Genomic DNA, 25,980 nt, shown 5'->3' with positions numbered 1-25,980 from the left:
GGACGCTTATAGCATCGGGTTGTACAGGTTACAGGTACATGACCTGTCGGAATAAAAAGTGTGGTTCATAAAACGATGATGAACCACGCAAATACAATTTCTCAAACGCACAACGCCCCACAAGGGGGCGTTGTTTGGGCGCGTTAAGCTTCGTGGAGGCGTTTTAAGACCTCGGTGCGGCCGAGTAAGGCCAAAACCGCATCAATCGATGGGGTTTTGCTGGTGCCACACACAGCCAAGCGCAAAGGCATGCCCAGCTTACCCATTTTGATGCCTTCTTTTTCACAAAATGGTTTGAACAAGTCGTGAATCGCTTCGGCAGTCCAATCGGTTAAACCTTCTAACTCAGAAGCAAAGCGGCGCATGCGAGCAGGCGCTTCTTCGTCCCAATGTTTTTTGGTTTCTTCGTCAGTTGGCGTGGATTTGCGGTAAAAATACACGCATTCATCTGCCAAAGTGTTCAAGTCTTGCGCACGTTCTTTGACCAATTCCAAAATCTCAGCCAAATCAGGCGCACTTTCTTGGTCGATATCACGCACTTGCAAGCGCGGTTGTACTAAAGCGGCCAATTGTTCGTTGGTTTTGGCTTTGATGTGTTGGGCGTTTAGCCACAACAATTTTTCATGGTCAAAACGGCTTGCCGATGGGCTGACATCTTTCAAATCAAACCATTCTACAAATTGTTCCATCGTGAAAAACTCATCATCGCCATGTGCCCAGCCCAAACGAGCCAAATAATTAAGCAATGCTTCAGGCAAAATGCCTTGGCGGTCATAATCGACCACGCTCACAGCATCGCGGCGTTTGGACATTTTTTGACCATTCGGATTCAAAATCATTGGCAAATGACCATAAACAGGCATTTGGTCGGTCAAAGCTTTTAAAATATTGATTTGTTTTGGCGTGTTGTTCACATGGTCATCACCACGAATGATGTGGCTCATACCCATGTCCAAATCATCCACCACCACACAGAAATTGTAGGTTGGGGTGCCATCGGCACGCGCAATAATCAAGTCGTCCAATTCTTTGTTGTCAAAGCTGATTTCGCCTTTGACTGCATCGACCCAAGAAGTCACGCCATCAATAGGCATTTTAAAACGTACCACAGGTGGCACACCTTCAGGGGCAGCAGGCAAGGTTTTGCCTGCTTCAGGACGCCATTTTCTGTCGTAAGCGAAATGCGTTTTGGCTTCTTCCGCTTGAGCGCGTTGTGCATCCAACTCAGCTTTGGTGGTGTAGCAATAATACGCTTTGTCTTCGGCAATCAATTGCGCAATCAATTCTTTGTAACGGTCAAAGCGTTGGGTTTGGTAGAACGGACCTTCGTCGTAGCCCATGGCCACCCAATTCATGCCGTCCAAAATCGCTTGTACGGATTCAGGCGTTGAGCGTTCCAAATCAGTGTCTTCGATGCGCAATACAAATTGACCTTGGTTCTTTTTAGCGACTGCCCAAGAGAACAAAGCCGTGCGCACGCCACCGATATGCAAATAACCGGTTGGACTTGGGGCAAAACGGGTACGAATGGACATGAGAGGTTCTTCCAAATGCAAAATAAACGTGTATTGTACCGCAGCCTAGAATCATGCCTCAATAGAAGGCTTGCGTTTGGCCAGTTTGCTCAGCGACAAATAACCAACTTGCCACACATCATCGGCCTGTAAATCGGCTTCTTGGCTGATGTGTAAATAAAGTGAATTGCCCGCAATCAAATCATTGACCACGTGTACATCGTCAATGTCCACAGCGAATTTGTCGTCAATGTGCGACTCTGCACCTTGATAACCCCGATTTCGGTAAAATTCAGATTGTTTGATGTATTGTGTGGCTTGCGCTTGGTTGTTGGCCACAACCAACGCTTTGTGATGGTGTTCTTCCATATCGCCTTGAACGTAACCGCCCAAATTGAAAAAATACAATTTCAAATCGTTGTCGCTGGGCACATCGCTTAGATGAATGCGATGACCTTGTACAGACGACACTTCGCGCCAAGCATCCACATGCACCGAAGCGTTCGGCCAAGCGTTTTTAAACGTGGGAATCAATTGGGTCAAATCGTCTGCTATGGCAAACAAAACGTCGTGTTGCTCAATCAAGCGTCCTGTAACCGTGGCGCCTAACAACACCATGAATAATTTGTTGCTCATGTTAAAACCCATTTTCCATGATGATGTGACCGGGAATGCGGTTGCGGTGCATGGCAAAACCCATGTCTAGCAAAGCTTGAAATGTGTCTTTGACCATCTCAGGATTGCCGCAGACCATAAAACGGGTCGTGTCGGTAGAAAATTCCCAACCCAAATGTTGCGCCAAATCTCCGTTTTTCAGTAAGGTTGGAATACGGGCATGGAGCGTGCCTTCGACTTGGTCGCGCGTTAACACAGGCACGAAGCTTAATTGACCTTGAAAATCTTCTACCAATGGGTGTTCTGACCAAGAGGCGATACGCTCATTGAAAATCAGTTCGTCTGCATGCGAAACCGAATGCACTAAAGCGATGCGCTCAAAGCGTTGGTAGACATCGTTTTGCTGCAATTGCGATAAAAACGGTGCAATGCCTGAGCCAGTTGCCAGCATAATCAAATCTTTGCCATCGGCAAAACGTTCAGGCAATAAAAAACCTGTGGTATTTTTGTCGAGTAAAATGGTGTCGTTTTCTTGTAAAACGGCAAATTTGGCGGAAATCGGACCGTCTTCAATCAAAACCACAAAATATTCTAAAGTGTCATCGTACTCGGCAGAGACAATCGAATAAGCACGCCAAATAAAGCCTTCGCCATCACGAAAGCCCAAACGTGAAAATTGTCCTGCACTAAAGCGATAACCTTCAGGACGGGTAATGGCAAAAGTCATTAATTTGGGCGTGTGGCGTTTGACCCACAAAACGGTTTCTTCGGTAAATTTTTCGGCTACAGGTGCGTTCATAAAACAATCTCGGTTTTTCTAAATAGGTTAATGCAGTTTCAAGCGTCCTGAAACACGGCGGTGTACCAAGCGTGCGAACGCCAATAATAAGGTTTTTGGGGCACCCAAAATGGCTTGGTGGTGCATCAAGTGCAAAGACATGTACATCCATTTCGCAATCAAGCCTTGAATGAAGAAATTTTTACCACTCAAACTGCCCATCAAATTGCCAACGCCCTTATTATCGCCCAAAGACACCAAAGAACCCGAATCTTTGTAGACAAATGGCTCTGTGAATGTTTGTTGTTGATGGTGGGCATAAAGCAATTTGTGCAAATAAATGGCTTGTTGGCGTGCTGCTTGGGCACGAGCGGGAACATAACGCTCATCATCCCACTTACAGGACGCACAATCACCCATCGCATACACGCCTTCAAACGGGGTTTGCAATTGTGAATTGACTTCAAATTGGTTGATGCGATTGATGGGCAGACCAAACAAAGCGTTGTTATTCGAGGCTTTGATGCCTGCTGCCCATACCACGACATCTGAATCCAATGTTTCGTGATTGGTGCGCACAAAATCCCGCCCGATTTCTTCGGCTCGGGTAGAGACCGAAACTTTAATGCCTTTTTGTTGCAAAGCATGGGTCGCTTGAGCGGAAACGTGCTCGGGCAAACCTGCCAAAATGCGTGGGGCAGATTCTATCAGATGGATGTTGATGTCAAAATATTGGGACGAACCAAAAGTTTGTAAAATTTCTTGATAGGCTTCGGTCAATTCTGCTGCCAATTCCACGCCTGTGGCACCGCCGCCGATGATGTTGACATTCAAAACTTTTTTGGGCGAGTAAGCCGACTTGGTAAACAAGTTGAGGAGATGAACTTGGAAATTTTGTGCATCATATACATTTTCCAATACATAAGCATGTTGTTCTGCACCGAGAGTATTGAAAAAGTTGGAGCCGCAGCCCAAAGCCAAAATGCACCGCTCAAACGAGAAAACACGCTCAGGCACAATCATCTCATCTTGTTCTTGATGGCTGTAAATAGATGCCAGTGTCAGTTGTTTGTTTTCAGGATCGAGCTTGATGACGTTGCCCAACATAAAACTGAAATGGTTGCGCCTTGCTAAGGCGCTGTAATACAAGCCTTCTTGTTGCGGATTGACCGTGCCGACTGCCACTTCATGTAAAGTGGGTTTCCAAATGTGATAAGCGGTTTTGTCTATGAGCAGCACTTTGTCGCGACCATATTGGCGACCGAATTTTCTGCCCAAACGCGCGGCCAACTCCAAACCGCCTGCACCGCCGCCAATAATGATGTATTGATAGAACATTTTGCCACTTTCAAATTGGGATGATGTGTAAGCAGACCATCCTAAGCAGCTAAAGTGCTTATAGCAAGTGGGTAAATTAGAGTTGTAAATGTGTTTTAAGCAAATTTAATCAGTAACATACCTACCAATAAAATACTGATGCCAGCCCAGCCTTTGGCGTTGACGCGTTGTCCGAACAAGAAAATGCCAACAAACATGGTAATGATAATTCCCAAACTGCCCCACAGCGCATAAGCCACTGACAATTCAATGCCTGCTACGGCAAACGATAAACAAGTAAATGCGGCAATGACGCACAAAATAGCAGCGGTGCCGATACCCCAACGGCGAAAGCCTTGTGACATCTTCAATAAAATATTGGCACCGATTTCCAAACCAATGGCGGCAAACAACCACATTAAATGCATCATGTTGAAATTTTCTAACATTTTAAGCTTCTTTCAACGAGTGCTTCAAAGACAAATCCAAAGCGGTTTCTGTTTCTAGGCTCGGATTTTTTGGGCTGGTGCCAGACTTTAACAACAAAATCGCCAACATCAATAAGCCCAAACCCACGATTTTTAGAATCGACATCGATTCACCAAACAAGAACACGCTCAATACCGTAATACAGACAATGCCCACGCCTTCCCATAATGCATAAGCGACACCCAAAGGAATGCGTTTGACCGCGACAGACAACAACATGTATGAAGCGCAAATCAAACCGTACATCAGCGCCATGCCCCAAGAACTGTTGTGATTGGCGGCGTATTGCATCAACAACACACCCGCGACTTCCATGACAATAGAAAAACCTAAAAAAATCCAATAAATCATTTTGTTACCCTTTTTATTTTGTTGGTATACCTTGTTTTTAGGCGCAAAAGCGTCCTGTAAGCTTGTTGACGCATGAAAAATTCAGGCGCAACAAAGCAGCCGTTTCCAATAGGAATCGATGTACTTAGCAAAAACAAAAAGGATTTATGGCTCGTTTTGGCCGGTGAAAATGACATTGCTCACAAGGGCAATGCGGGTGAAACCATGGGTGTGAAGATAGGCTGAAACAACGCTTGAATTGGCGCAAGTGGCGACCATCATAATCTGCTTCATTTACTGTATGAAATCACACAGTAGACTACTTCCCTTTCTAAAATGTATTTGGTTTGAAAGTTGTACCTTTTTAACCCATATTGAGTATTTTTTGTGGTACGAATGCATTATCTCATTCTTTTTTAGATTATAAAAATTGGAATCCATCTGATTTTTAGATAGTATGAGAATATGAGATGGACATTAGATCAGCTACAACAATTTGTGACCACTGTAGAAAGTGGTTCTTTCAGCGAGGCAGCAAGACGTTTGGGCAAGGCTCAATCTGCTGTCAGTACTGCTATTGCTTTGCTTGAGGCGGATTTGGGTGTGGATTTGTTTGACCGCTCGCGCCGTCAAGTCAGATTAACACCTGCTGGCGAAATTTTATTGCTCGAAGCGCAAGAGTTGCTCAGCCAAGTGCAATCTTTGGACAGACGCGCTCATTCTTTGAGTTTTGGCAGCGATGCCAAGCTGGCTTTGGCATTGGATGAAGCCTTGCCATATTCGGTGAGTGGGCGTTTGATACGGGAAATTGGGCATTATTTTCCTGATGTAGAATTGACTTTATTAAATGGCACGGCAACCGAAGTGGCGCAATATGTACGTCACGGGCGGGCGCAAATCGCGTTTCATTTTATTCGTGGGTCATTACCATCTTATTTCGATCAACGCCATATTGGTTCTGTCGCGCAAGGTGTGTTTGTTCCTAAAGACCATCCATTAACGCAAAGCGAAGTGTCACAGCGCAAGAAAGAGTTGGTGCGTTACCGCCAGTTGGTGATGCACACCGAAGATGTTAACGAAGCGGCTTACAGCCCCAAAATTTGGCGTTCGGACAGTTTTTACAGTTTGGCTGAAATGGTGGCAGACGATTTGGGTTGGGCGATTTTACCCGTGCACATTGCCGAAGAAGAGAATTACCGCAAGCCTTTGGTACAAATTGATTGTCCGTTTTTAACTTTGCCGCCATTGATGGTGCGCATGGTGTGGTTTCAAGGCTGGGAATTGAGCCAAATTGCGCATTGGATACAAAAACGCTTTATTGAATTGTTGTCGGATGTGTGACATGAATGAAGGACGCTTAAAATCATAATGGAAATGCAATAATGACAATTGAGCTGTTGGCGTTTTTGATAGCAGGTGCCGCCGCAGGTGGGTTTATCAGTGGTTTGGCAGGCTTTGGTACGGCTTTATTGTCATTGAGCATTTGGCTGTATGTGATGCCGACATGGCAAGCGGTGGCGTTGGTAGCGGCAACGTCGGTGTTCAGTGGCTTGCAATCGATGTGGTCTATTCGCAGCGATTTGCGTCAAGGAACGCACGCCTTGCCATGGTTTTTGTTGCCAGCATTGTTTGGCATTCCATTAGGGGCATGGTCATTGCAATGGGTGCAAGCGGACATGCTCAAACTGTTGATTGCGGTGTTGATGTTGGCGTATGGTGTGTTTCGTTTGTGTGCATCGCAGTGGCAATTTCGTCAAGAGTCGCCATCGGCAGCACATGCTTTGATTGGGTTCATTGGTGGTTTGTTAGGTGGGGCTGCGGCATTGTCGGGTGTGATTCCGACGATGTGGTGTGCGTTGCAAACATGGCCTAAAAGCCAAGTCAGTGCCGTATTGCGACCGTATAATTTGGTCATCATTGCTTTGGCTATGGCTTTGTACGCTTACCAAGGATTTTATTCTTCTGACACTTTGGTATTGTTCGCTGTGGCTTTGCCCATCACATTGGTATTTTCGCAAATTGGTTTGTGGTTGTTTCACCGTTTGAACGACGTACAATTTCGCCGCCTCATCAACGCATTGATGTTCGGATGTGGTGGTTTGCTTTTGGTCAATCAATTGTTTTAAAGCGTGTTTTATCACAAAAACACGGCCTAAATGCTTACAGGCCGCTTGCTTTGGTTCAAATACATGCTTGGTAGATGGTCAAATGGTTGATGCAAACTGACGATGTATTAAAACGTAGTTTTAAAAAAGTTTTAAGGTTTTATAAGCTAAGCAAAATGGTGGTGACCGATTGGTGTGAGGCAGTTTGGCAGAGATACATTGTTTATATGGGCAAGATTTAATTCAAATATTGCTCAGGAGGCATGTCAAATTGCTTTAACAAATTGATTAAGCCATCGCCCCATTGTTCGCGGATGTTTTTCATGTAAGGCTCGTCTCGCTCAATGCGTGCGCCTTCAGGCATGGACAAACTGTCTTTGGGATAGACCACCATATCTATCGGAAAACCCACCGATAAATTAGAACGTATGGTTGAATCAAACGATACCAAAACCGCTCGAACAGCGTCCTGTAAAGGCGTTTGGTAATGAACGGCGCGGTCTAAAATCGGTTTGCCATATTTGCTTTCACCAATTTGAAAAAATGGCGTGTCTTCGGTTGCGGTGATGAAATTGCCTTCGGGATAAACGTAATACAATTTTGGTGCTTGCCCGCGAATTTGACCACCCACTAAAAAATGACTGCCAAACATGGCATTATTTTGTGTGTGACCCAATTGTTCCATATTGTTGGCAATGCTGCTGACTGCCAAACCAATCAATTGAGCCACATCGAATAAAGTTGGTGCATTTAACACATGTTTGTCGACATGGTTGTGGATGTTTTGTTGTAAATCTTCGATGACCGCTTGCGATGTGGCCAAATTGCCCGAAGTCAAAATGAAAATCACCCGTTCGTCAGCACGTTCAAAACGAAACATTTTTTTGAATGTGGAGATATGATCCACGCCAGCATTGGTGCGGGTGTCACTGGCAAAAATCATACCGTCCTGTAAATTCAAAGCCACGCAATACGTCATGATGTATCCTTATTGTTGCTGTTGCTGTTGCTGTTGCTGTTGCTGTTGCTGTTGCTGTTGCTGTTGCTGTTGCTGTTGGGCAGGGTATTGCGGATTGGTGCGCACATGGACGGAATATTCCATACGCTCCATTCCACCGCCTTGGCGCATGCCTCTTATGGGAGCAGCATCATTGTAATCTCGCCCGACTGCCAATTGCACATGACCGTGTATGGCAGTGTGTTGGTTGCTGATGTCAAACAAATACCATTTGCCATCTACATAGGCTTCAGCCCACGCATGACTGGCCAAATGCTCTTGGTCTTCGCTGTACAAATAACCTGATACATAGCGAGATGGAATGCCCAAAGCACGGGTGCAAGACAAAAAGATATGAGTATGGTCTTGGCATACGCCGCCCAAACCTAAAAAAGCTTCTTGAGCGGTAGTGCCAACATGGGTAATGCCTTTTTGATAGGGTATTTGTTTTAAAATATCTTGGCTTAAGGCTTTTAAAGCAGTTAAATCACCGCTTTGATAGGCTTGGGCAAAACTCAATAAAGCAGCGCTCGGTTCGGTCAGTTCGGTTTGGCGCAAATACACCGAGGCAGGTAAATGTTCATCAATTTGGTATTCATTGCCCATTGCAATGATGACTTCGCCTTCGGCTAAGATTTTAAGCTCTTGATGCGGGTCTTGGTAAGTCAATAAATTATACACATTGTTAAAACCATCGAAGCCTCGTTCGCTGTAAACAGGCAAAGTTAGTTGCCAATCTAAGACTTTTTGATGGTCGAGGTTTTGTGGCGTCATGCGCAATAATTGAATGCTTTTTTTGCTGATGTCATCGTAAAAATACGTGGTTTGGTGGTGGATGTGGATGTTCATAATCCGTCCTCAAAAATATTTTCCAATTGCTCGGTCAATTGGTAAAACTTTTGCCCATTGGCTAAGTAAACCAAAGCTTGCGCAGGTTGTTTTAAGGCTTCCCAAGCAGTGTAATTGGGTAAATTGGTTACGGCATCGGCCAAAGCTCGAAAGTCATTTTCACGTGGTTGACCAAAACGCAATCGTTCGTCCAAAGTTTCCAAAGCATGTCCCAGCATCCAATAGGTGCAAATGGGAGCAGGGTGAGCGCGCATGGCCGCTTCACACGCTTGTAACTGGTAACAAGCCGATTGCAAACTGCCTGCTTGATTCAAGCGATTCATCAATTGAAACAATTCAAATGCTTCATAATCAATCACACCACGAACGGCCTGAAAATTGTCATTGACCTTGCTTAAATAATTGGGCAACACTTCATTGGTAATATAACTATTGAAATTGTGTGGATTAATGGCAGATTGAAAACCAACATGGCGCATCAATGGAAATAATGAGGCTTGTTGGTCGTTGCGCAAGCGTTCGGTCAAACAGATTGTGCGTTGCATATAACGCCCAAGCCAATACAAATTGTACGCATTGGACAGCAATAAATTCATATGCCTTCTCCTTGTAAAACCCAAGTATCTTTGACACCACCGCCTTGTGAGGAATTGACCACCAAAGAGTTTTTGCGCATCGCCACACGGGTCAAACCACCGGGAACAATGCGAATTTGTTCGGGGCTTGCCAATACAAAAGGGCGCAAATCAATATGGCGTGGGGCAATGCCTTCTTCTACACAAGTGGGACAAGTAGACAAAGACAAAGTCGGTTGGGCAATAAAGCCAGCAGGGTCTGCCAAAATACGTTGGCGATAAGCTTCGATTTCTTCTGTAGTCGAATGCGGTCCAATCAACATGCCATAGCCGCCTGAACCTTGGGTTTCTTTGACGACCAATTCAGCCAAATGAGCCATCACATAAGCCAAATCTTCGGGTTTGCGACATTGCCAAGTAGGCACATTTTTTAAAATTGGCTCTTCATTCAAATAAAAGCGCACCATTTCATTGACATACGGATAAATCGATTTGTCATCGGCAATACCTGTGCCGGGGGCATTGCTAATCATCACATTGCCTGTACGATACGCGCTCATCAAACCGGGAATGCCCAACATCGAATCAGGTCGAAACGCCAATGGGTCTAAATAAGCATCGTCCAAGCGGCGGTAAATCACATCGACTTGTTCACGTCCAAGTATGGTTTTCATGAAAACTTTGTTGTCTTCGACAAACAAATCGTAATTGTTGACCAAAGGCACGCCCATTTCACGAGCTAAAAAAGTATGTTCGTAATAAGCGCTGTTATAGCGGCCTGGCGTTAACAAAACGATGAGCGGTTGTGGTTTGTTGCTGCATTCAATCAAACTTTGCAGTAGCATTTTGGGATAATTTTTGACAGGCGCAATGTCAAATGCTTCAAACAATTCGGGTAATAAATGCTCGCTGATTTGGCGGCTTTCGAGTAAATAAGAAATGCCTGATGGCGTGCGCAAATTGTCTTCTAAAACGTAATATTGCCCATCATCGCTGCGAATCAAATCAATCCCACTGATGTGTGCATAAATCGGATTGGGCAAATCAATATTCACCATCCATGGTTCAAAACACTCATTGGTTAAAATGTGCTCAGCTGGCATAATGCCCGCTTTGATGATGTTTTGTTCATGGTAAATATCGTGCAAAAAAGCATTTAAGGCTTGGATGCGTTGTTTGCAACCACTTTCCAATGTTCGCCAATCTTCTTGGGTAATGATGCGTGGAATGATGTCAAAAGGAATCACACGTTCGGTATTTTTGGCGTCACTGTAAACCGTAAAGGTCACACCCTTGCGGTGAAACTCAGACAAGGCCTGTTGGTTCAGCGTCATGAGTTTGAAATGGCTGTTAGTATCCAGCCAATTTTTCATCATTTCAAAATGTTGGGATGAGCGTTTAAGCGCATCCACTTCGTTGAAACTCGTTCCTTGTGTGACCATGATCGATCCTTTCTACAAGCCAATGAACATGGAGGGGTGTTTGATGATTTAGGTTGCATACAATGTGAATATATTGTGGCTGCAATGCGGTATCAAACAACTGTATAGCGCGCTGGGATAAGGCTCATTTGGCATGCTGTGATTTCAGTATAAGGAAGCCGTTTTTAAACGTTGTAAAAAAATGGCATATTGGATTGGCTTTTGAAAGCCAGCTTGTGATAAGCGTTCGATGGGATGAAATACAGCAAGAATATAAGTCAATATTTTTACTGTGATTTTATCTGAAATGAATTGCTGCAATGCAAAATAAAAAAGATGTATGCGAATGTGGTGAAATAGTTACGGCTCAGTGTGAGTATAAAGATGTTTAAAAACAATATATTGATTGAATATTGTTGCAATTGTATGGGAATGGGTAGATTGATGGGCTACCCATTTTTGATATGACTTAAATCATCAAGCGACTTGCTCAAGCAGTAAAGCGTTGGGCGGAAAAAGGTTGCATGTCAATCAATGTGTCTTGGCCGCTCATTTGTTGTGCCAATAACAAACCTGTGATGGGTCCTAAGGTAAAACCTTGGTGTGCATGACCGAAAGCCAACCATAAATTTGGATGTTTTGGGGCTGCGCCAATGATGGGTTTCATATCGGGCAAACAAGGTCTATGACCCAACCAAGGCGTGGTTTCGAGGGCGTTTTCTAATGGTAATAATCCCCGTGCGATGGTTTCGGTGGCGTGCAATTGTTCCATGCGAATAGGGGCATCCATTAAGGTGAATTCTGCGCCTGTGGTCAAACGTATGCCCGCTTGTTTGGGACCTAAAACAAAACCGCTGTCTTCATCGACAATACTGTGGTTTAAGACGCTGCCTGTTTTGAGGGTGTAATGTTGGTGGTAGCCGCGTATTGGGAACAACGGAAATTCATAACCCAAAGTATGGAGCAAATCTTGCGACCAAGGTCCTGCGGCAATAACCGCATGTTCATAAGTTAAGCGTTCGTTCTGGGTATGAACATGCCATTGATTTTGATGGTGAAGGCTGTGGACGGTGTCTTGTAATATCGTGCCGCCCAAACTGACAAAATGTGCGGCATAGGCTTTGACCAAAGCCGCAGGGTTCGTGACTTGCCAAGCATTTTGCCAATGCACACCGCCAACAAACACTTGGCTGTTCAAGTCAGGCTCTAATTGAGCAATGTCTTGTGGGTTGAGCAATCGAGCTTCCACGCCCCAAGCGTTGCCATCTTGTACATGTTGTTTGGCGTGTTCAAAACTGCTGGCGTGGCGGTGTAATTGTAACCAGCCGACTTTACGCACCCATTGTTCTGCACCAGCGGCCTGTAACATGGTTTCATGGGCATCGGTGCAATGGGCAATTAAACTTGCCCATTCTTGGCGAATGGTTGCAAAACGCTGGGGTGCAGAATGCACAAAATATTGCCACAAAGCATGGCGATAATGCCACATTGCAAGCGGCCTGTAACGAATATCAGGGCTTTGATTGGGCAAAATCCGCATGATTTCGGTCATGTTTCTGGGCATGGGATAAGGAAAAATCGCTTCGCGTTGAATCAAGCCTGCGTTGCCAAAAGAGGTTTCTTCGCCTGGCGCTTTTTTGTCGATTAAGGTGACATCAAAACCTTGTTGTTGCAAATGCCACGCCACGCACACACCGACCATACCCGCACCAATCACGATTGTTTTGTTTGCCATGTGTTTGCTTTGAAAAATGAAAGATGGCTGTATTCTAAGCATATTGTGAGCATTAGCGGATAAATAGCGGCAGATTACAGCGTGCTTGTCAGAAACCATCCACATTTTGGGTCTGAACCAAACCATTGAGTCGATTCAAAATGGCAGCATTATTGTTCGTTTTCAATACGCGCATAAAAGGCTTCCATGTGTTGCAAGAAGATTTTCACGGTAGGCAATTGACCGCGCCTAGAAGGATAAACGGCGTGAATGATGTCTTGAGGCAAACACCATTGTGGCAAAATATGCGTCAGCGTGCCTTGTTTTAAATCGGGCTCGACCAATAAATAAGGCAATTTGACCACGCCATTGCCCGCCAATGCACCTTTAAGCAAGGTGTGCATGTCTGTGGTTATCAGCAGTGGCTCAAAATCGATCACCATGTTTTTTTCGTTTGGATGCGTAAAATCCCAATAAAAATGTTGGTGGGCTTTGCTCAATGCCAAAGCAGGGATTGAATGTAAATCATGTGGTGTATGAATACGATATTGCTGTAATAAAGCAGGGCTGCCGACCAAAATTTGTTGGCGTTGGCTGAATACTTTGGCAATTAAATCATCGGACTGTATCTCTGAGCGTGCCCGAATGGTAATGTCAAAACCTTCTGCCATCACATCCACCACACGGTTGCTGGCTTCTAGTTCAATTTTGACTTTAGGATATAAGCGCATGAATTCAGTGACGATGGTGCCGACGTGTAAATCCAATAACAGTAAAGGGCAGCTGATTTTTAAAATGCCTGAGGGTTCTGCAAATGCAGTTTCTATCACGCTTTGGGCTGCTTCAGCTTCAATGAGCATGGCTTCACAATGTTCGAAATAGCGTTTGCCAATATCGGTCAAATAAAAATAACGGGTGTTTCTTTGAATCAATTTGACACCCAAATGGTCTTCTAAATCAGCCAATTGGCGGCTCAGTCTGGATTTGGGAATGCCAATGGCACGGCTGGCTGCAGAAAAACCCTTGTAACGGACAATTTGCACAAAATAATACAATTGGTTTAAATCGGTTTGTCGTTTCATATTTGCAACAATTTATCTTAAAATTGCCATATTATATATTTTTGTATCTTTCTGTAGAATAGTATTTAAAGTCAGATTTGGCTTTAGTCGTTTTACTTTATGTCTATTACCCCACTAGGAGACACACAATGACAAAACCTTACGTTCGCTTGAATAAAGACGATGCTGCTGTTTTATTGGTCGATCACCAAACAGGTTTGTTATCGTTGGTGCGTGACATTGATCCTGACAAATTCAAAAACAATGTTTTGGCGTTGGCAGACATTGCTGAATATTTTAAATTGCCAACCATTTTAACCACCAGTTTTGAAGATGGTCCTAATGGTCCCTTGGTGCCTGAGCTTAAAGCACAATTTCCTGATGCGCCTTACATTGCGCGTCCAGGTCAAATCAATGCTTGGGACAATGAAGACTTTGTCGCGGCAGTCAAAGCCACAGGCAAAAAACAATTGATTATTGCCGGTGTTGTGACCGAAGTGTGCGTGACGTTCCCTGTGTTGTCGGCTTTGGAAGAAGGTTATGAAGTGTTTGTGATTGCCGATGCTTCAGGTACGTTCAACGAAATGACACGCAATGCAGCATGGTCGCGTATGGAACAAGCGGGCGCACAATTGATGACTTGGTTTGGTGCGGCAGGCGAGTTGCACCGCGATTGGCGCAATGACGTAGAAGGTTTGGGTACGTTGTTCTCAAATCACATTCCTGATTATCGCAATTTGATGACTTCTTACAGCATGTTGACACAAGGCAAATAATGCCATTGTCGGTATCAAAAAACACCTCTAAAAGCAGTTTTTAGAGGTGTTTTTGTTTTTACAGGACGCTTGATGTGGTTTGGTTTTGGTTGGAAGTAATATTTAAAATGAATTATATTAGCTAATTGTCATTATATAAATATTGAAACACACATGTATATTCCGACTGAATTTCAAGAAGTGCGTCCTGAAACCATACAGGCATTGATACAAAATTATCCGTTGGCATGCTTGGTGGCTCAGACTGCAACAGGCTTGAGCGCGATTCATTTGCCTTTGTTAATGAAAAGCGACACGGTGTTATTGGGGCATTTGGCGGTGGCGAGTGATTGGCATTTGGCGGTACCAGAAGGACAAGAAATTTTGTGCGTGTTTCAAGGCGAAAATGCTTATATTTCGGCAAACGATTATCCAAGCAAATTGCGTGATCATCGCAAAGTGCCCACATGGAATTATCAAGTAGTGCATATTCATGGCACAGTGTCATATTTAACCGACCAAAAATCCAAATTGGCAGCAGTTGGCATGTTAACCAAAAAGCAAGAGCGGGTTGCCAATGGCGAAGCGGCTTGGAAAATGTCGGATGCGCCCAAAGACTATTTGTTAGAACAGTTAGCGTATTTAGCGGTGCTGGAAATCAATATTCACAAAATCGAAGCCCAATCCAAGCTCAGCCAAAACCGTGAAGCACAAGACTTTGATGCGGTCATCGAAAAACTGTATGGCCGTGGCAAACATGTTTTGGCGGATAATATGTCGGATTTAAAATCAATCTGAATGGTGATTGATTAAGAGCGATAGCATGATGTTTGATACAAAGCGTCCTGTAATATTTACAGGACGCTGGTTTGGGTCTGTGCCAAAAATATTTTAAAACGCAGGCATTTTGTTTACAACTGAGCGGTTAATTTTTAGAAAACCATTTAAAAAACTGTTCTCGCAGCGAAATAGAATGGGCTGTGTTGGTCACGTTGGTACGCACCAAACGTGATTCGCAATCTGGGCAATAATCGATAGGACCTATAAAGCAATCTGATATTTGGACAGGACCTTGCCAATCACATTGTGAGCACAAAAATAAAAAAGGGGGGTTAGGTGGTAATGGCATAATGGTTCTCCTTTTAAATTGATGAAGTCTGACATTGCGGCAATGTGGTTTGCCATACAAAGTGATGTTGTGTATGTGTGTTATCAGCTTGACTATAAATATAAGCAATGGTTTAGACAAGACGTGTCCGAATCTGATAAATATTTTCAATATCGTCTTAGCAATAGGCATATGAGGTGTGAAAAAGCGTTACAGGCCGCTTGTGTATACGAAACAAAGCCCACAACACTGTTGTGGGCTTCGGCTCAACATGGAAAAGCAGAAGTTGGATTAAAAATCGATGATCACTTTCATCGCTTTTTCTTCCGCCGCATGTTTGAACACGTCATAGGCTTTTTCCATTTCTTCAAATTTGAAATAATGGGTTGCCAATTTTTCCATTGGTAATTTGCCTGAACAGCAAGTTTTTAACAACATGCCTGTGGTATTGGCATTGACCAAACCTGTGGTGATGGTGATGTTTTTGATCCACAAACGCTCTAACTCAAAATTCACACCTTGACCGTGTACGCCGACGTTGGCAACGTGACCGCCTTCTTTGACCACGCGTTGGCAAATATCCCACGTAGCAGGCACACCCACAGCTTCCATAGCGCAATCCACGCCACGACCGCCGGTCAATGCCATCACTTCTTGCACTACATCGCCTGCGCCTGAATTGAGAATATGGGTGGCGCCCAATTCTTTGGCCATCGCCAAGCGGTTGTCATCCAAATCGACCATGATGATTTCGCTCGGTGAGTACATTTGTGCGGTCAACAAGCAACTCATGCCTACAGGACCTGCACCAACAATGACAACCGTATCACCGGGTTTGACATCGCCATATTGCACGCCAATTTCATGGCCGGTTGGCAGTGCATCAGACAATAAAACCGCCACATCTTCGTTTAAGTTTTCAGGCAATAAATACAAAGATGTGTCCGCAAATGGGGTGCGCACATATTCCGCTTGGGTACCATCAATCATATAACCCATAATCCAGCCGCCTTCGTTACGGCAATGAGCATACAATTGTTTTTGACAGTTTTCGCACGTACCACAACGGCTCACGCAAGAAATGATGACTTTGTCACCCACTTTGACATTGGTTACCGCTTCGCCGATTTCTTCAACAATGCCTATGCCTTCATGACCCAAAATACGGCCATTGAAAGAACCTGTTTTGTCGATGGCAGTTTGGGCAATTTCAGGATTTTTGCCTTTCCAAATACCCAAATCCGTACCGCAAATGGTGGTTTTGGTCAGACGAACCACTGCATCGGTTGGTTGGATGATGGTAGGTTTTGGACGCTCTTCAAAGCGAATGTCATTTGCACCGTAGTAAACCATAGCTTTCATACAAACTGCTCCTTGTTGGTCAAAATCAATTTTTAAAAGACGAAATCCAGCAAACATTCAATATTCTTACCTGTTTGGGCTTATTTGCCATCGCTTTGTAAGACGACACCATCGTAACATGTTCAAGGCGATGATTGCTTGAATATTGGTATACAATTAAATATTCATATTGAATATAATATTTATTTTTAGTCTAAATGCTTTATAGAAATAACACCATGACATAAGACAATAAAAATGAATTTGACATTATTTATCAAGATGTGCCCAACACCATGCAAACCAAATTTTACAGGACACATATTAAGCGTCCTGTAAAAAATTCATGCTGTAAAATGATTGATATTTTATTGAATTTATTGTTTTTATTTTTATTTGTGAGTTTTTGGCCAGAATCAAGCATGTGATGGAAAAAGCATCATGACAAAATCTCTGTTTCAAACAACCAGCGTAATCAAAGCCTGATGTGTAAATAAGCATCCATAATTCAAGCTTAAGATGGAACCATTTGCCTACCGTCAATCTCTGATTTTCCGTTAAGGTGTTTTGCTTATTTATAAGCCATAAATGCATACTCAAACTTAAAATGAGGTCGATGGAGACGAAATGAATATTAAGCATATAGCGTTTAAAACATTGTTGCTCAGTGCATTGGTCAGTTCTCCAGCATATGCCGCTGATCTCATCATTAAAAATGCCACTGTATTTGATGGTACGGGTTCCGACCTAATAAAAAATGCGAATGTGATTATTGAGGATGGCAAAGTCAAAGCCATTGAAACAGGTAGAAGCAAAGAAAAAGCTGATCAAATCATCGATGCCAAAGGCAAAACAGTGATGCCCGGTATCATCAATAGCCACTTGCATTTGTTTTGGAATATGTATGATTTACCGCCTAAAATGCCAGCAAGCAATGACAGTGAAGCGAAGGCTTTTATGGATGGTGAACTTAAAACGCGCCTACATGACCATTTAACACATGGCGTCACTTCTATTTTGTCTCCTATTGATTTTTGGCCTTATATTGATGAGGTTAAAAAGAAGGTGGCCTCTGGAGAAATTGTGGGACCACGTATTTTTATGGCTGGACCCGTGTTGGTTCAATCTGGAGATTATTATGCGTGTGCTGGTTTGGCAGGTGCGGATTTAAAATGGTGTAATGAGCATGTTCGTTTGCCAATTGATACGCCCAAACAAGCCCAAGCTTCGGTGCAAAAATTGGTGGGCTATAAGACAGATGTGGTGGTGTATGATGGTGTGACCAATCAGAAAAAATTCAATTTACCTGCTTTAAAAGCGATTGTTGATGAAGCGCATAAAAATGATTTGAAGGTTTTCGTACACAATGCCGATGCAAAAAATGTTCCTGCCATGATAGAGGCTGGCGTTGACGTGTTTATTCATCCGCCAGCTGTGACAAAAGATATGGATGGGCGTTATTTAAATGTCTTGGGTGAGAAAAAAATGCCGCTGGCCATTACGCTTGGCTTTATGCAACGTTATATTGGATTAGGCTTTGCGACGGACAAAGACAAAAATGACTACGACATTATGAAAAACAATGTTCAGGTCATGTTAAAAGCAGGTGCCACGCCCTTATTCACATCTGATGTACCTGGCATTCCTGCAAAAGAAGTGATTCCTATGGTCACAGGTGTCATGAAAGGTCAGGGAATTGATAACAAGACAATTTTATTGTCTGCAACACGTGAAGGGGCTAAAGCTTTGGGCGCCGACAATTTGGGGACGCTTGAGCCAGGAAAAATTGCAGATTTAATTTTGGTAGACGGTGATCCATTACAAGATATTACGGCTTTGGAGCGTGTTCAAGTAGTGGTAAAAGATGGTGAGCTTATCATCAATCGTCTTAAAAAATAAGATATTTAGATATCTAATTTTCATGGGTTTTGGCTTGAATTGTGATTTTTAAGCGTTTGAGTATTCAAAATATCCGTACATTTTGTGCGGATATTTTCGTTATTAAATCTGCAAATGTATGATTGATTGAAACACTGCTTTTAGATTGTATATCGAGGATGCAAGCATGTCTGAATGGAAAGGAATGGCTTTGTGTGTAGGTGATTTGGTTGTTGCTGACAATTTGTTTGCAAAGATGAGAAAGTTTTGCGCATTGTGACAGAACCCGATTGATGGTTTTGGGTGTAAATGTGTTTGACATTGATTTAGATAACAACAATCAAGCGTCCTGTAAAGATTACAGGACGCTTTGTTTATGGCTTGAGGAGAATATTCCTTAACGATTTTTGTTAATGTTCCATTAGGCGGTATTTATAGCGAGAAGTATGCGCAACCAAATCTTAAAACTCAAAACGATATGAATCGAGAATTGAACAATATTTTGTAAACTTATGTAAATATGAATTTAATATTTGAGGATTTTGTTGTCATCAAAACGAAATCAAGTTTCTTGAGGGGAAATTTTTATTCGAAAAATCAAATAAAACAGGCTTTTGGCATCTTGTGACATCATGAAAATGGCATTGAGTTTAGACAGGGATTTGTATCAGATTCTTAATCCATGTTTGGCGCAATTTGTGTTTTGAACACTCTTGCACAATCAATATCACTTGAGCATATTATTTGAATGCACTTTGCAAGCAGGCGTTTGATTTCCCACATATCTCTAAGGAGCGAAAGATGAACAAAACGGGTCTGGTTTGGCATGAGTTATACATGTGGCATGATACAGGAGCATATGCAGGTTTGATGCAACCTAGCTTAACAGTGCAGCCAAATATTCATTATGAATCTCCTGAAGCGAAACGTCGGATTAAAAATTTGCTCGATGCCACAGGCGTGAGTGAACAAATGACGATGATTAAGCCGGTGGTGGCGACTCGTGAACATTTAGAGCGTGTGCATACAACTGAATATTTGGACAAAATCGAGGCCATGCAAGGGGTCGGCGGTAACGCTGACCCCGAAACCGTTTTGGGCAAGGCGTCCGTTGACATTGCCAAACTCTCGGCAGGTGGTGCCATTGCCGCAGTCGAAGAAGTGGTTTCAGGCCGCTTGCAAAATGCTTATGCCTTGATTCGCCCACCTGGACACCATGCTGAAAAAAATCACGGTTGCGGCTTTTGTGTGTATGCCAATGCCGCGCTTGCTGGGGCACATGCTTTGGATGTGTTGGGTTTGGAGCGTATTGCGTTTGTCGATTGGGATGTGCATCACGGTAATGGTACCGAAGACATTTTCTTGAATGATGCGCGTGCTTTGACGATTTCTTTGCATCAAGACGGTTTGTATCCTGCGGGAACGGGTGCGGTGACGGTGGTGGGTGAAGGCGATGGCATCGGGCGCAATATCAATATTCCATTGCAACCGGGTTCGGGCGAAGGTGCGTATTTGTATGCGTTTGAGACCATTGTGTTGCCAGCATTGGATGCATTTAAACCCGATTTAATCATTGTGCCGTGTGGTTTTGATGCCAGTATCGAAGACCCGTTAGGGCGCATGATGTTGCATGCGGACAGCTACCGCCAAATGACACAAATGTTGATGGATGCAGCAGACAAATTGTGTTCAGGCCGCTTATTGGTCACGCACGAAGGCGGTTACAACCCTAACACCACACCATTTTTAGGCATGGCAGTGATGACCACCTTGATGGGCATAGACAATCCTGCGATAGACCCGATTTTAGAAGGCTTTAAAAACACGCCGGGGCAAGCATTGCAAGCGTATCAAAAAGATTGGATTGACCAATTGACGCAGCATTTGCGCGCGGTTCCTGATTCATTGTTGGCTTAAAGACCAAGCGAGGAGACACATCATGATGTGGTTTCGCAATGTGAATGTGGCAGCCATAGACAATAAATTGCTGTTAACGGTTGTGGCGGTCATTTTGGTGTTGATTGGCGGTGTGTATGCTTTGGCACCTGTCGATGTGGAAGGCAAACGCATTTTTGGTATTTTTACCTTGATACCTGTTTTGAGTGTATTGGCGTTGGCATTGATCAGTAAGCGCACTTTGGAGCCTTTGTGTGCAGGCGCAATCATTGGTTTATTGATGTTGGATGTGAATCCATTGGCATTTATCAATGGTTTGATGGGCAGTTCTTTAAAAGTATTGGCCTCTCCTGTGATGGGTTGGATCATGTTGCTCTCAGCTTTGATGGGCGGCCTGATTATGTGGTTGCAAGTGTCACGAGCGACAGTGGTATTCAGTGATTTATTGGAAAAATACGTGAAAACTCGCCCACAATCCATGTTTGCCGCTTGGATTTTGGGTTTGATCATTTTTGTAGACGATTATTTGAGCGTGTTGACTGTGGGTGCTGCCACGCGCCGTTTAACCGATAAATTTGGTGTGTCACGTGCCATGCTCGCTTATATTGCTGCGGCAACAGCTGCGCCTTTGTGTTTGTTGGTGCCGTTGTCGACGTGGGCAATTTATGTGTCAGGTTTGCTTGAAGCGAACAATGCCGTTGCAGCAGGCGAAGGCTTGAAATTTTACATCAGTGTGATTCCGTATATTTTTTATGCATGGTCGGCGGTATTTTTGGTGCCATTGGTGATTTACAACTTGATTCCAATGTCGCCTGCGATGCGCCGCGCTGAAATGGCCGCCAAAACCAATCCACCTTTGCAAACCAATGTCGAAGAGTTGGAAGGCTCAGCCAAACCAGCTTTGTGGCATTTTTTCTTGCCCATTATTGTGATGATCGTTTTGACTTGGTATTTGGGCGATACTTTGCTGGGCGTGATGGGCGCGACCATTGTCACTTTGGTGGCGTATCGCATGGCAGGTTTGGGCAGCATTCCCGCTTTGTGCGAGCACTTTATGAAAGGTGTTAGCAGCATGGTCACTCCGATTGCCATCATTTTTGCAGCGTTTGTGTTGCAAGATGTGAACGAGCAATTGGGATTAGCACCTTACATCATTGAAAGTGCGAAACCTTTAATCAGTGCCAATTTGTTGCCAGTGATTACATTTGTGTTGTTGGCATTTTTAACTTTCACCACTGGTTCATTTTGGGGCATTTATGCTATTTCCATTCCCATCATCGTGCCTTTGGCGCAAGCATTGGATGCGAACATGGCTTTGACTTTGGGTGCGTTGATTTCGGCAGGTGGTTTTGGTAGCCATGCGTGTTTCTTCGGTGATTCAACGGTTTTGGAGTCGCGCGGTTGTGAGATTACGCCGATAGAACATGCGTTGACACAATTGCGTTATGTGATGATTAGCGCGGCCATCGCAGCGGTTTTGTTTGCGGTGATGCCATTTATCATGGCTTAAAAAAATAAGGATTTTGAATGAGAAAAGTCAGTGTGGCAATAACACAAATGTCTTGCTCTTGGGATGTAGAAGATAACATTCAAAAAGCAGAGGCATTGGTGCGAGAAGCGGCCTGTAAAGGCGCGAACATTGTGTTGTTGCAAGAATTGTTTGAGCGCAATTATTTTTGTCAAAAACACATTCCTGCTTATTTGAGTTTTGCTACGGCTACTGAAGAAAATCCTGCGGTGCAGCATTTTCAAGCCATCGCCCGCGAATTGAACGTGGTGTTGCCCATCAGTTTTTTTGAATTGGCAGGACAAACTTTGTTCAACACTGTGGCGGTGATTGATGCCGATGGCAGTGTGTTGGGAACATATCGCAAAAGCCATATTCCTGATGGACCCGGTTATAGCGAGAAATATTATTTTTCGCCCGGCGACACAGGATTCAAAGTCTGGGAAACTCAGTTTGGCAAAATCGGCGTGGGTATTTGTTGGGATCAATGGTTTCCTGAGTGTGCACGCGCGATGGCGTTGATGGGGGCGGAAATTTTGCTCTATCCAACGGCTATCGGTAGTGAGCCACACGACCCAACCATTTCGTCTAAACGTCATTGGCAACGTGTCCAACAAGGTCATGCAGGTGCGAACATTATGCCGTTGATTGCTTCGAATCGCATTGGCAAAGAAATTCAGGACGATTTTGACATTACGTTTTATGGCGGCTCGATGATTTGCGATCAGTTTGGTGAGATTGTGGCCGAAGGCGGGGACGAAGCAGGTGTGTGGGTGCATGAGTTTGATTTGGATGAAATTGCCAGTATGCGCCGAGCATGGGGCGTGTTTCGTGACCGCAGAACCGATTTTTATGCGCCTTTATTGAGCAAAGATGGCGTCCTGTAACAGATGGAATTGGCAGTCAAAGACATGACTTAATGTCATGTCTTTTTATTTTCAAATGGGCAAACCCAAGTTTTGAGCAGGTGCAAACTTAGTCAAAATCAGGCAAATGTGGTTTAATCAAACTTCTGTCGATTTTAACAATGAAGATGGCATGATGTTTCCGATTCAATACATAGAACCTGTTTTCAGGCCGCCTAGCGAAGCCAAATCATTGATTTTGCCTGTCACCAATGGTTGTTCTTGGAATGAATGTACGTTTTGTGACATGTACACACAGCCACAGAAAAAATTCCGTCCGTTTGCGCACGATGACATCGTTGCCAATTTAGAACGCATGAGCGCGTATCCTGTGCGGCGCGTGTTTTTGGCCGATGGCGATGCGATGGCTTTGTCGACCAAACGCTTGTTGGCGATTTTAGAAGCCATTCAAAAGCATTTGCCCAATGTTGAACGGGTTTCGAGCTATTGTTTGCCCAATAATGTGAAAAACAAATCTGTGGCAGAATTGAAAGAGTTACAGGACGCAGGTTTGGCCTTGGCTTATATCGGTTGTGAGTCGGGCGATGATGAGGTTTTGCGTTTGGTGAACAAATCTGAAACGTTTGCCAGTTCTTTGTCTTGTTTGGAAAAATTGGGCGAAGCAGGCATCAAGCGTTCAGTGATGATTTTGAACGGTTTGGGCGGTAAAAAATTATCACCGCAACATGCTTTGAATTCAGCCCGCTTGATGAATGCCGCACCGCCTGAATTTTTATCGACTTTGGTGGTGTCGTTTCCATTGGGTTTGGAGCGATTCAAAAGCCGTTATCCTGATTTTGAAATGTTGACGCAGCAAGAGTTGTTTTTAGAGTTGTATTATTTAATCAGCCAATTGGATTTGCCCAATACCGTTTTTCGCAGCGATCATGCATCTAATTATTTGGTGCTGAAAGGGCGATTAGGGCGTGATCAAGCACGATTGTTACAGCAATTGCAACACGCCATAGACAGCCCGCAATTGGCCAATTTGCGACCTGAATGGGCGCGCGGTTTGTAGTTTTTTTGTTTGGAAGGGGAAGAAAATGAATATGAGCATTGGTTTTGCCAATTGGGACGAAGCAGCGATTTTGACTGATTTGATTAACCAAGCTTATCGTGGTGAAACATCGTGGACGACTGAGCATGGCTTGATTACAGGGGCGCGCGTGAGTGAAGACGATGTGCGTCAGATGATTTTGGATGCCAAAGTGCAATTGTTGGTCTTGCGTGAAGGCGAGGATGCTGAAAACCAACGCACTGTTTTGGGCTGTATTGCCGCACAAGAAAAAGAGGGCTTTGCTTATTTGGGCATGTTTGCGATGGATCCAGAACGCCAAAATCAAGGTTTAGGCAAAGGCCTATTGGCAGGTGCGGAGCATTTTGCTCGTGGTTTTTGGCCACAAATCAAAGGCTGCAAAATGACTGTGATTACTGCGCGTGATACTTTGATTGCATATTATGTGCGTCGTGGTTACCAAGTTTCAGATGAATTAGAGCCTTTTCCTAGCGATGAAAGCGTGGGACAACCACAACAAGAATTGCAATTGGTGACTTTGTACAAATATTTTTTATAAATTGTTCAGCATCAATAAGCGTCCTGTAAATATGTTTACAGGACGCTTTTGTATAGCCTGAATCAATAAGTTGTCAGATGACAAACGGCATCGCTGCTACAATCGTAATATTGATTTTTAGATGAGCCTTGTAAAGGTTCAGGATAATCCACTTTAATCGAACGATGGTATGCTTGTTGGGCTTTTTCTTTGTCATGGTCAGACAGTTTTGCCCATTTGGCATTGTATTGTGCAATCCATTTTAAAGCCGCTTCCGATGTGGGCGCTAGGCTGCTGTGAGGGTGTTGTGCCAGTGTTTGATGCGTTTGTAAGGCCTCTGGTGCAATGAATAACGTATCTGAAAAACGGTCTATGAATGGTGTATTGTCGGTGCCATGAAACAAAGCGGCGCGATACCATTTGAATTGGTATTCGGCAAATTTGGCGTAAGGACTTTTGGCATAGCGTTGCTGGTATTGCTCCCAAAACAAAGCCCGTTTGGATAACTCAGACCATGGCAACACAATGGCAGCGTCATTGGTTGTTAAACTCAGGTTTTCTTGACCCAATTGTTGCATAAAAACTTTTTCATCTTCGGGCATGTATGGAGCAAAAATGTCTAATACATATTGCGGTGAGCGGCGCAAATGCATCATGCCTTCGCCGATGTAAAAATTGTCGATGTATTCTTGACCCAACCATTGTGACATTTGCTTCATGCGATCGTTAAGCTTAGGCCAAATGTCTTTTTGTTGTTGCAAACGGGCTTGGCGTTCGTCTGCGGTTTCTTCAGGATGGCCTTCGAGTGTCCATGAAAACTCATCCCACAAACCTTCTGTTTTGGGCGTGAGCTGTAAATCCAAAAAACGTTGGTACATGGCATAACTGTCTTCTAGCCATTGGTGGCGTGTGGCATTGTCCACTTCGGCAACACATTTTTTCAACGCTTGATTGACCACAGCCAAAGATTGCACTTCGCTGCGATTGGTAATGGCGCTCATTTGTAAGGGAATGTTTTCACAATGCGCAGGCAGCGCAACGGGTCTGGCAGATTGGGTATTAGGCGTTTTAATGGTGGCTGTATTGGAAGCAGAATTACTGGGTTGGCAGGCAGTTAGACCGAATAAGGCACACATACCGAGTAAGCGCAAAATAGCCATTCTATTCTCATCTTAAAATATTCAATCAAGATAGACATGGTAACAAAAAACACCCACATTTTCAGCTGTTAAAAACCAAGCGTCCTGTAAACTTTTACAGGACGCTTGGTCA

At 43.9% G+C, this 25,980-nt stretch carries 25 protein-coding genes; 11 read left to right on the top strand and 14 right to left on the bottom strand.

What is annotated here, in order from left to right:
- Window positions 1-143 precede the first annotated feature (143 nt).
- The 6 genes from gltX to H150_RS0109175 all read right to left on the bottom strand — a co-directional run bounded on the left by gltX (window position 144) and on the right by H150_RS0109175 (window position 5,064).
- Window positions 144-1,535, bottom strand: a complete 1,392-nt coding sequence (gltX, locus tag H150_RS0109200) for a glutamate--tRNA ligase (RefSeq protein ID WP_019958770.1) — start codon at window positions 1,533-1,535, stop codon at window positions 144-146.
- 51 nt (window positions 1,536-1,586) lie between these two features.
- Complete coding sequence (locus tag H150_RS0109195; RefSeq protein WP_040755848.1) at window positions 1,587-2,150, bottom strand: DUF1543 domain-containing protein; 564 nt, start codon at window positions 2,148-2,150, stop codon at window positions 1,587-1,589.
- A 1-nt stretch (window position 2,151) separates the two neighbouring features.
- Window positions 2,152-2,928: a ferredoxin--NADP reductase gene (locus H150_RS0109190; protein WP_019958768.1), complete on the bottom strand. Its 777-nt coding sequence runs from the start codon at window positions 2,926-2,928 to the stop codon at window positions 2,152-2,154.
- 27 nt (window positions 2,929-2,955) lie between these two features.
- Window positions 2,956-4,245: an NAD(P)/FAD-dependent oxidoreductase gene (locus tag H150_RS0109185; protein ID WP_019958767.1), complete on the bottom strand. Its 1,290-nt coding sequence runs from the start codon at window positions 4,243-4,245 to the stop codon at window positions 2,956-2,958.
- 95 nt (window positions 4,246-4,340) lie between these two features.
- Window positions 4,341-4,673 (bottom strand): multidrug/spermidine efflux SMR transporter subunit MdtI, encoded by a 333-nt coding sequence (gene mdtI / locus H150_RS0109180; protein WP_019958766.1) that lies wholly within the window; start codon window positions 4,671-4,673, stop codon window positions 4,341-4,343.
- Between the two features lies 1 nt (window position 4,674).
- Window positions 4,675-5,064, bottom strand: a complete 390-nt coding sequence (locus tag H150_RS0109175; RefSeq protein ID WP_019958765.1) for a multidrug/spermidine efflux SMR transporter subunit MdtJ — start codon at window positions 5,062-5,064, stop codon at window positions 4,675-4,677.
- A 72-nt stretch (window positions 5,065-5,136) separates the two neighbouring features.
- On the opposite strand from H150_RS0109175, the gene H150_RS15125 reads away from it, so the two are divergent.
- From H150_RS15125 to H150_RS0109160, 3 genes are all read left to right on the top strand, one after another.
- The gene (locus H150_RS15125; RefSeq protein WP_019958764.1) at window positions 5,137-5,289 is read left to right on the top strand and encodes a hypothetical protein; all 153 of its coding nucleotides are present in this window, start codon (window positions 5,137-5,139) and stop codon (window positions 5,287-5,289) included.
- A gap of 219 nt (window positions 5,290-5,508) precedes the next feature.
- Entirely contained in the window at window positions 5,509-6,384 is an 876-nt protein-coding gene (locus H150_RS0109165; RefSeq protein WP_019958763.1) for a LysR family transcriptional regulator, read from the top strand.
- 41 nt (window positions 6,385-6,425) lie between these two features.
- Window positions 6,426-7,169, top strand: coding sequence for a sulfite exporter TauE/SafE family protein (locus H150_RS0109160; protein ID WP_019958762.1), 744 nt, complete (start codon window positions 6,426-6,428; stop codon window positions 7,167-7,169).
- 217 nt (window positions 7,170-7,386) lie between these two features.
- Here the strand turns inward: H150_RS0109160 and H150_RS0109150 are convergent, their stop codons facing one another.
- From H150_RS0109150 to H150_RS0109120, 6 genes are all read right to left on the bottom strand, one after another.
- Entirely contained in the window at window positions 7,387-8,127 is a 741-nt protein-coding gene (locus tag H150_RS0109150) for a proteasome-type protease (RefSeq protein WP_019958760.1), read from the bottom strand.
- A 9-nt stretch (window positions 8,128-8,136) separates the two neighbouring features.
- Window positions 8,137-8,994, bottom strand: a complete 858-nt coding sequence (locus H150_RS14140) for a transglutaminase family protein (RefSeq protein ID WP_019958759.1) — start codon at window positions 8,992-8,994, stop codon at window positions 8,137-8,139.
- On the bottom strand, window positions 8,991-9,590 hold the full coding sequence (locus H150_RS0109140) for a hypothetical protein (protein WP_019958758.1): 600 nt from the start codon (window positions 9,588-9,590) through the stop codon (window positions 8,991-8,993). Before H150_RS0109140 ends, H150_RS14140 begins: the two co-directional genes overlap by 4 nt.
- The gene (locus H150_RS0109135; protein WP_019958757.1) at window positions 9,587-11,011 is read right to left on the bottom strand and encodes a circularly permuted type 2 ATP-grasp protein; all 1,425 of its coding nucleotides are present in this window, start codon (window positions 11,009-11,011) and stop codon (window positions 9,587-9,589) included. Before H150_RS0109135 ends, H150_RS0109140 begins: the two co-directional genes overlap by 4 nt.
- Before the next feature lie 469 nt (window positions 11,012-11,480).
- Window positions 11,481-12,725, bottom strand: a complete 1,245-nt coding sequence (locus H150_RS0109130) for an NAD(P)/FAD-dependent oxidoreductase (protein ID WP_019958756.1) — start codon at window positions 12,723-12,725, stop codon at window positions 11,481-11,483.
- A 149-nt stretch (window positions 12,726-12,874) separates the two neighbouring features.
- Window positions 12,875-13,786: a LysR substrate-binding domain-containing protein gene (locus H150_RS0109120; RefSeq protein ID WP_019958755.1), complete on the bottom strand. Its 912-nt coding sequence runs from the start codon at window positions 13,784-13,786 to the stop codon at window positions 12,875-12,877.
- 128 nt (window positions 13,787-13,914) lie between these two features.
- Between H150_RS0109120 and ycaC the strand changes: the two genes are divergently transcribed.
- Both ycaC and H150_RS0109110 read left to right on the top strand, forming a co-directional pair.
- The gene (gene ycaC, locus H150_RS0109115) at window positions 13,915-14,541 is read left to right on the top strand and encodes an isochorismate family cysteine hydrolase YcaC (protein ID WP_019958754.1); all 627 of its coding nucleotides are present in this window, start codon (window positions 13,915-13,917) and stop codon (window positions 14,539-14,541) included.
- Between the two features lie 153 nt (window positions 14,542-14,694).
- Window positions 14,695-15,318: an FMN-binding negative transcriptional regulator gene (locus H150_RS0109110; protein WP_019958753.1), complete on the top strand. Its 624-nt coding sequence runs from the start codon at window positions 14,695-14,697 to the stop codon at window positions 15,316-15,318.
- A 601-nt stretch (window positions 15,319-15,919) separates the two neighbouring features.
- Here H150_RS0109110 and H150_RS0109100 read toward each other — a convergent pair.
- Window positions 15,920-16,990, bottom strand: coding sequence for a zinc-dependent alcohol dehydrogenase family protein (locus H150_RS0109100; protein ID WP_040755840.1), 1,071 nt, complete (start codon window positions 16,988-16,990; stop codon window positions 15,920-15,922).
- A gap of 606 nt (window positions 16,991-17,596) precedes the next feature.
- On the opposite strand from H150_RS0109100, the gene H150_RS0109090 reads away from it, so the two are divergent.
- From H150_RS0109090 to H150_RS0109065, 6 genes are all read left to right on the top strand, one after another.
- Window positions 17,597-18,868 (top strand): amidohydrolase family protein, encoded by a 1,272-nt coding sequence (locus tag H150_RS0109090; RefSeq protein WP_019958749.1) that lies wholly within the window; start codon window positions 17,597-17,599, stop codon window positions 18,866-18,868.
- 780 nt (window positions 18,869-19,648) lie between these two features.
- Window positions 19,649-20,764 (top strand): class II histone deacetylase, encoded by a 1,116-nt coding sequence (locus tag H150_RS0109085; RefSeq protein WP_019958747.1) that lies wholly within the window; start codon window positions 19,649-19,651, stop codon window positions 20,762-20,764.
- Window positions 20,765-20,786: 22 nt separating this feature from the next.
- Window positions 20,787-22,253, top strand: a complete 1,467-nt coding sequence (locus H150_RS0109080; RefSeq protein WP_019958746.1) for a Na+/H+ antiporter NhaC family protein — start codon at window positions 20,787-20,789, stop codon at window positions 22,251-22,253.
- Between the two features lie 17 nt (window positions 22,254-22,270).
- Window positions 22,271-23,137 carry an N-carbamoylputrescine amidase gene (gene aguB / locus H150_RS0109075; RefSeq protein ID WP_019958745.1) on the top strand — a complete coding sequence of 289 codons (867 nt, stop codon included), beginning with the start codon at window positions 22,271-22,273 and terminating at the stop codon, window positions 23,135-23,137.
- A gap of 106 nt (window positions 23,138-23,243) precedes the next feature.
- Entirely contained in the window at window positions 23,244-24,173 is a 930-nt protein-coding gene (locus H150_RS0109070) for a radical SAM protein (protein ID WP_019958744.1), read from the top strand.
- A gap of 25 nt (window positions 24,174-24,198) precedes the next feature.
- Window positions 24,199-24,729, top strand: coding sequence for a GNAT family N-acetyltransferase (locus H150_RS0109065; protein WP_019958743.1), 531 nt, complete (start codon window positions 24,199-24,201; stop codon window positions 24,727-24,729).
- Window positions 24,730-24,791: 62 nt separating this feature from the next.
- Here the strand turns inward: H150_RS0109065 and H150_RS0109060 are convergent, their stop codons facing one another.
- A complete protein-coding gene (locus H150_RS0109060) occupies window positions 24,792-25,868 on the bottom strand; it encodes a hypothetical protein (protein ID WP_019958742.1) in 1,077 nt (358 codons plus the stop codon).
- Window positions 25,869-25,980: the final 112 nt, after the last annotated feature.

The sequence above is a fragment of the Vitreoscilla stercoraria DSM 513 genome (genome assembly GCF_000382305.1).
Taxonomy (GTDB): domain Bacteria; phylum Pseudomonadota; class Gammaproteobacteria; order Burkholderiales; family Neisseriaceae; genus Vitreoscilla; species Vitreoscilla stercoraria.
The sequence above is the reverse complement of the archived record's forward strand: the minus strand, read 5'-3'. Positions and strand labels throughout refer to the sequence as shown.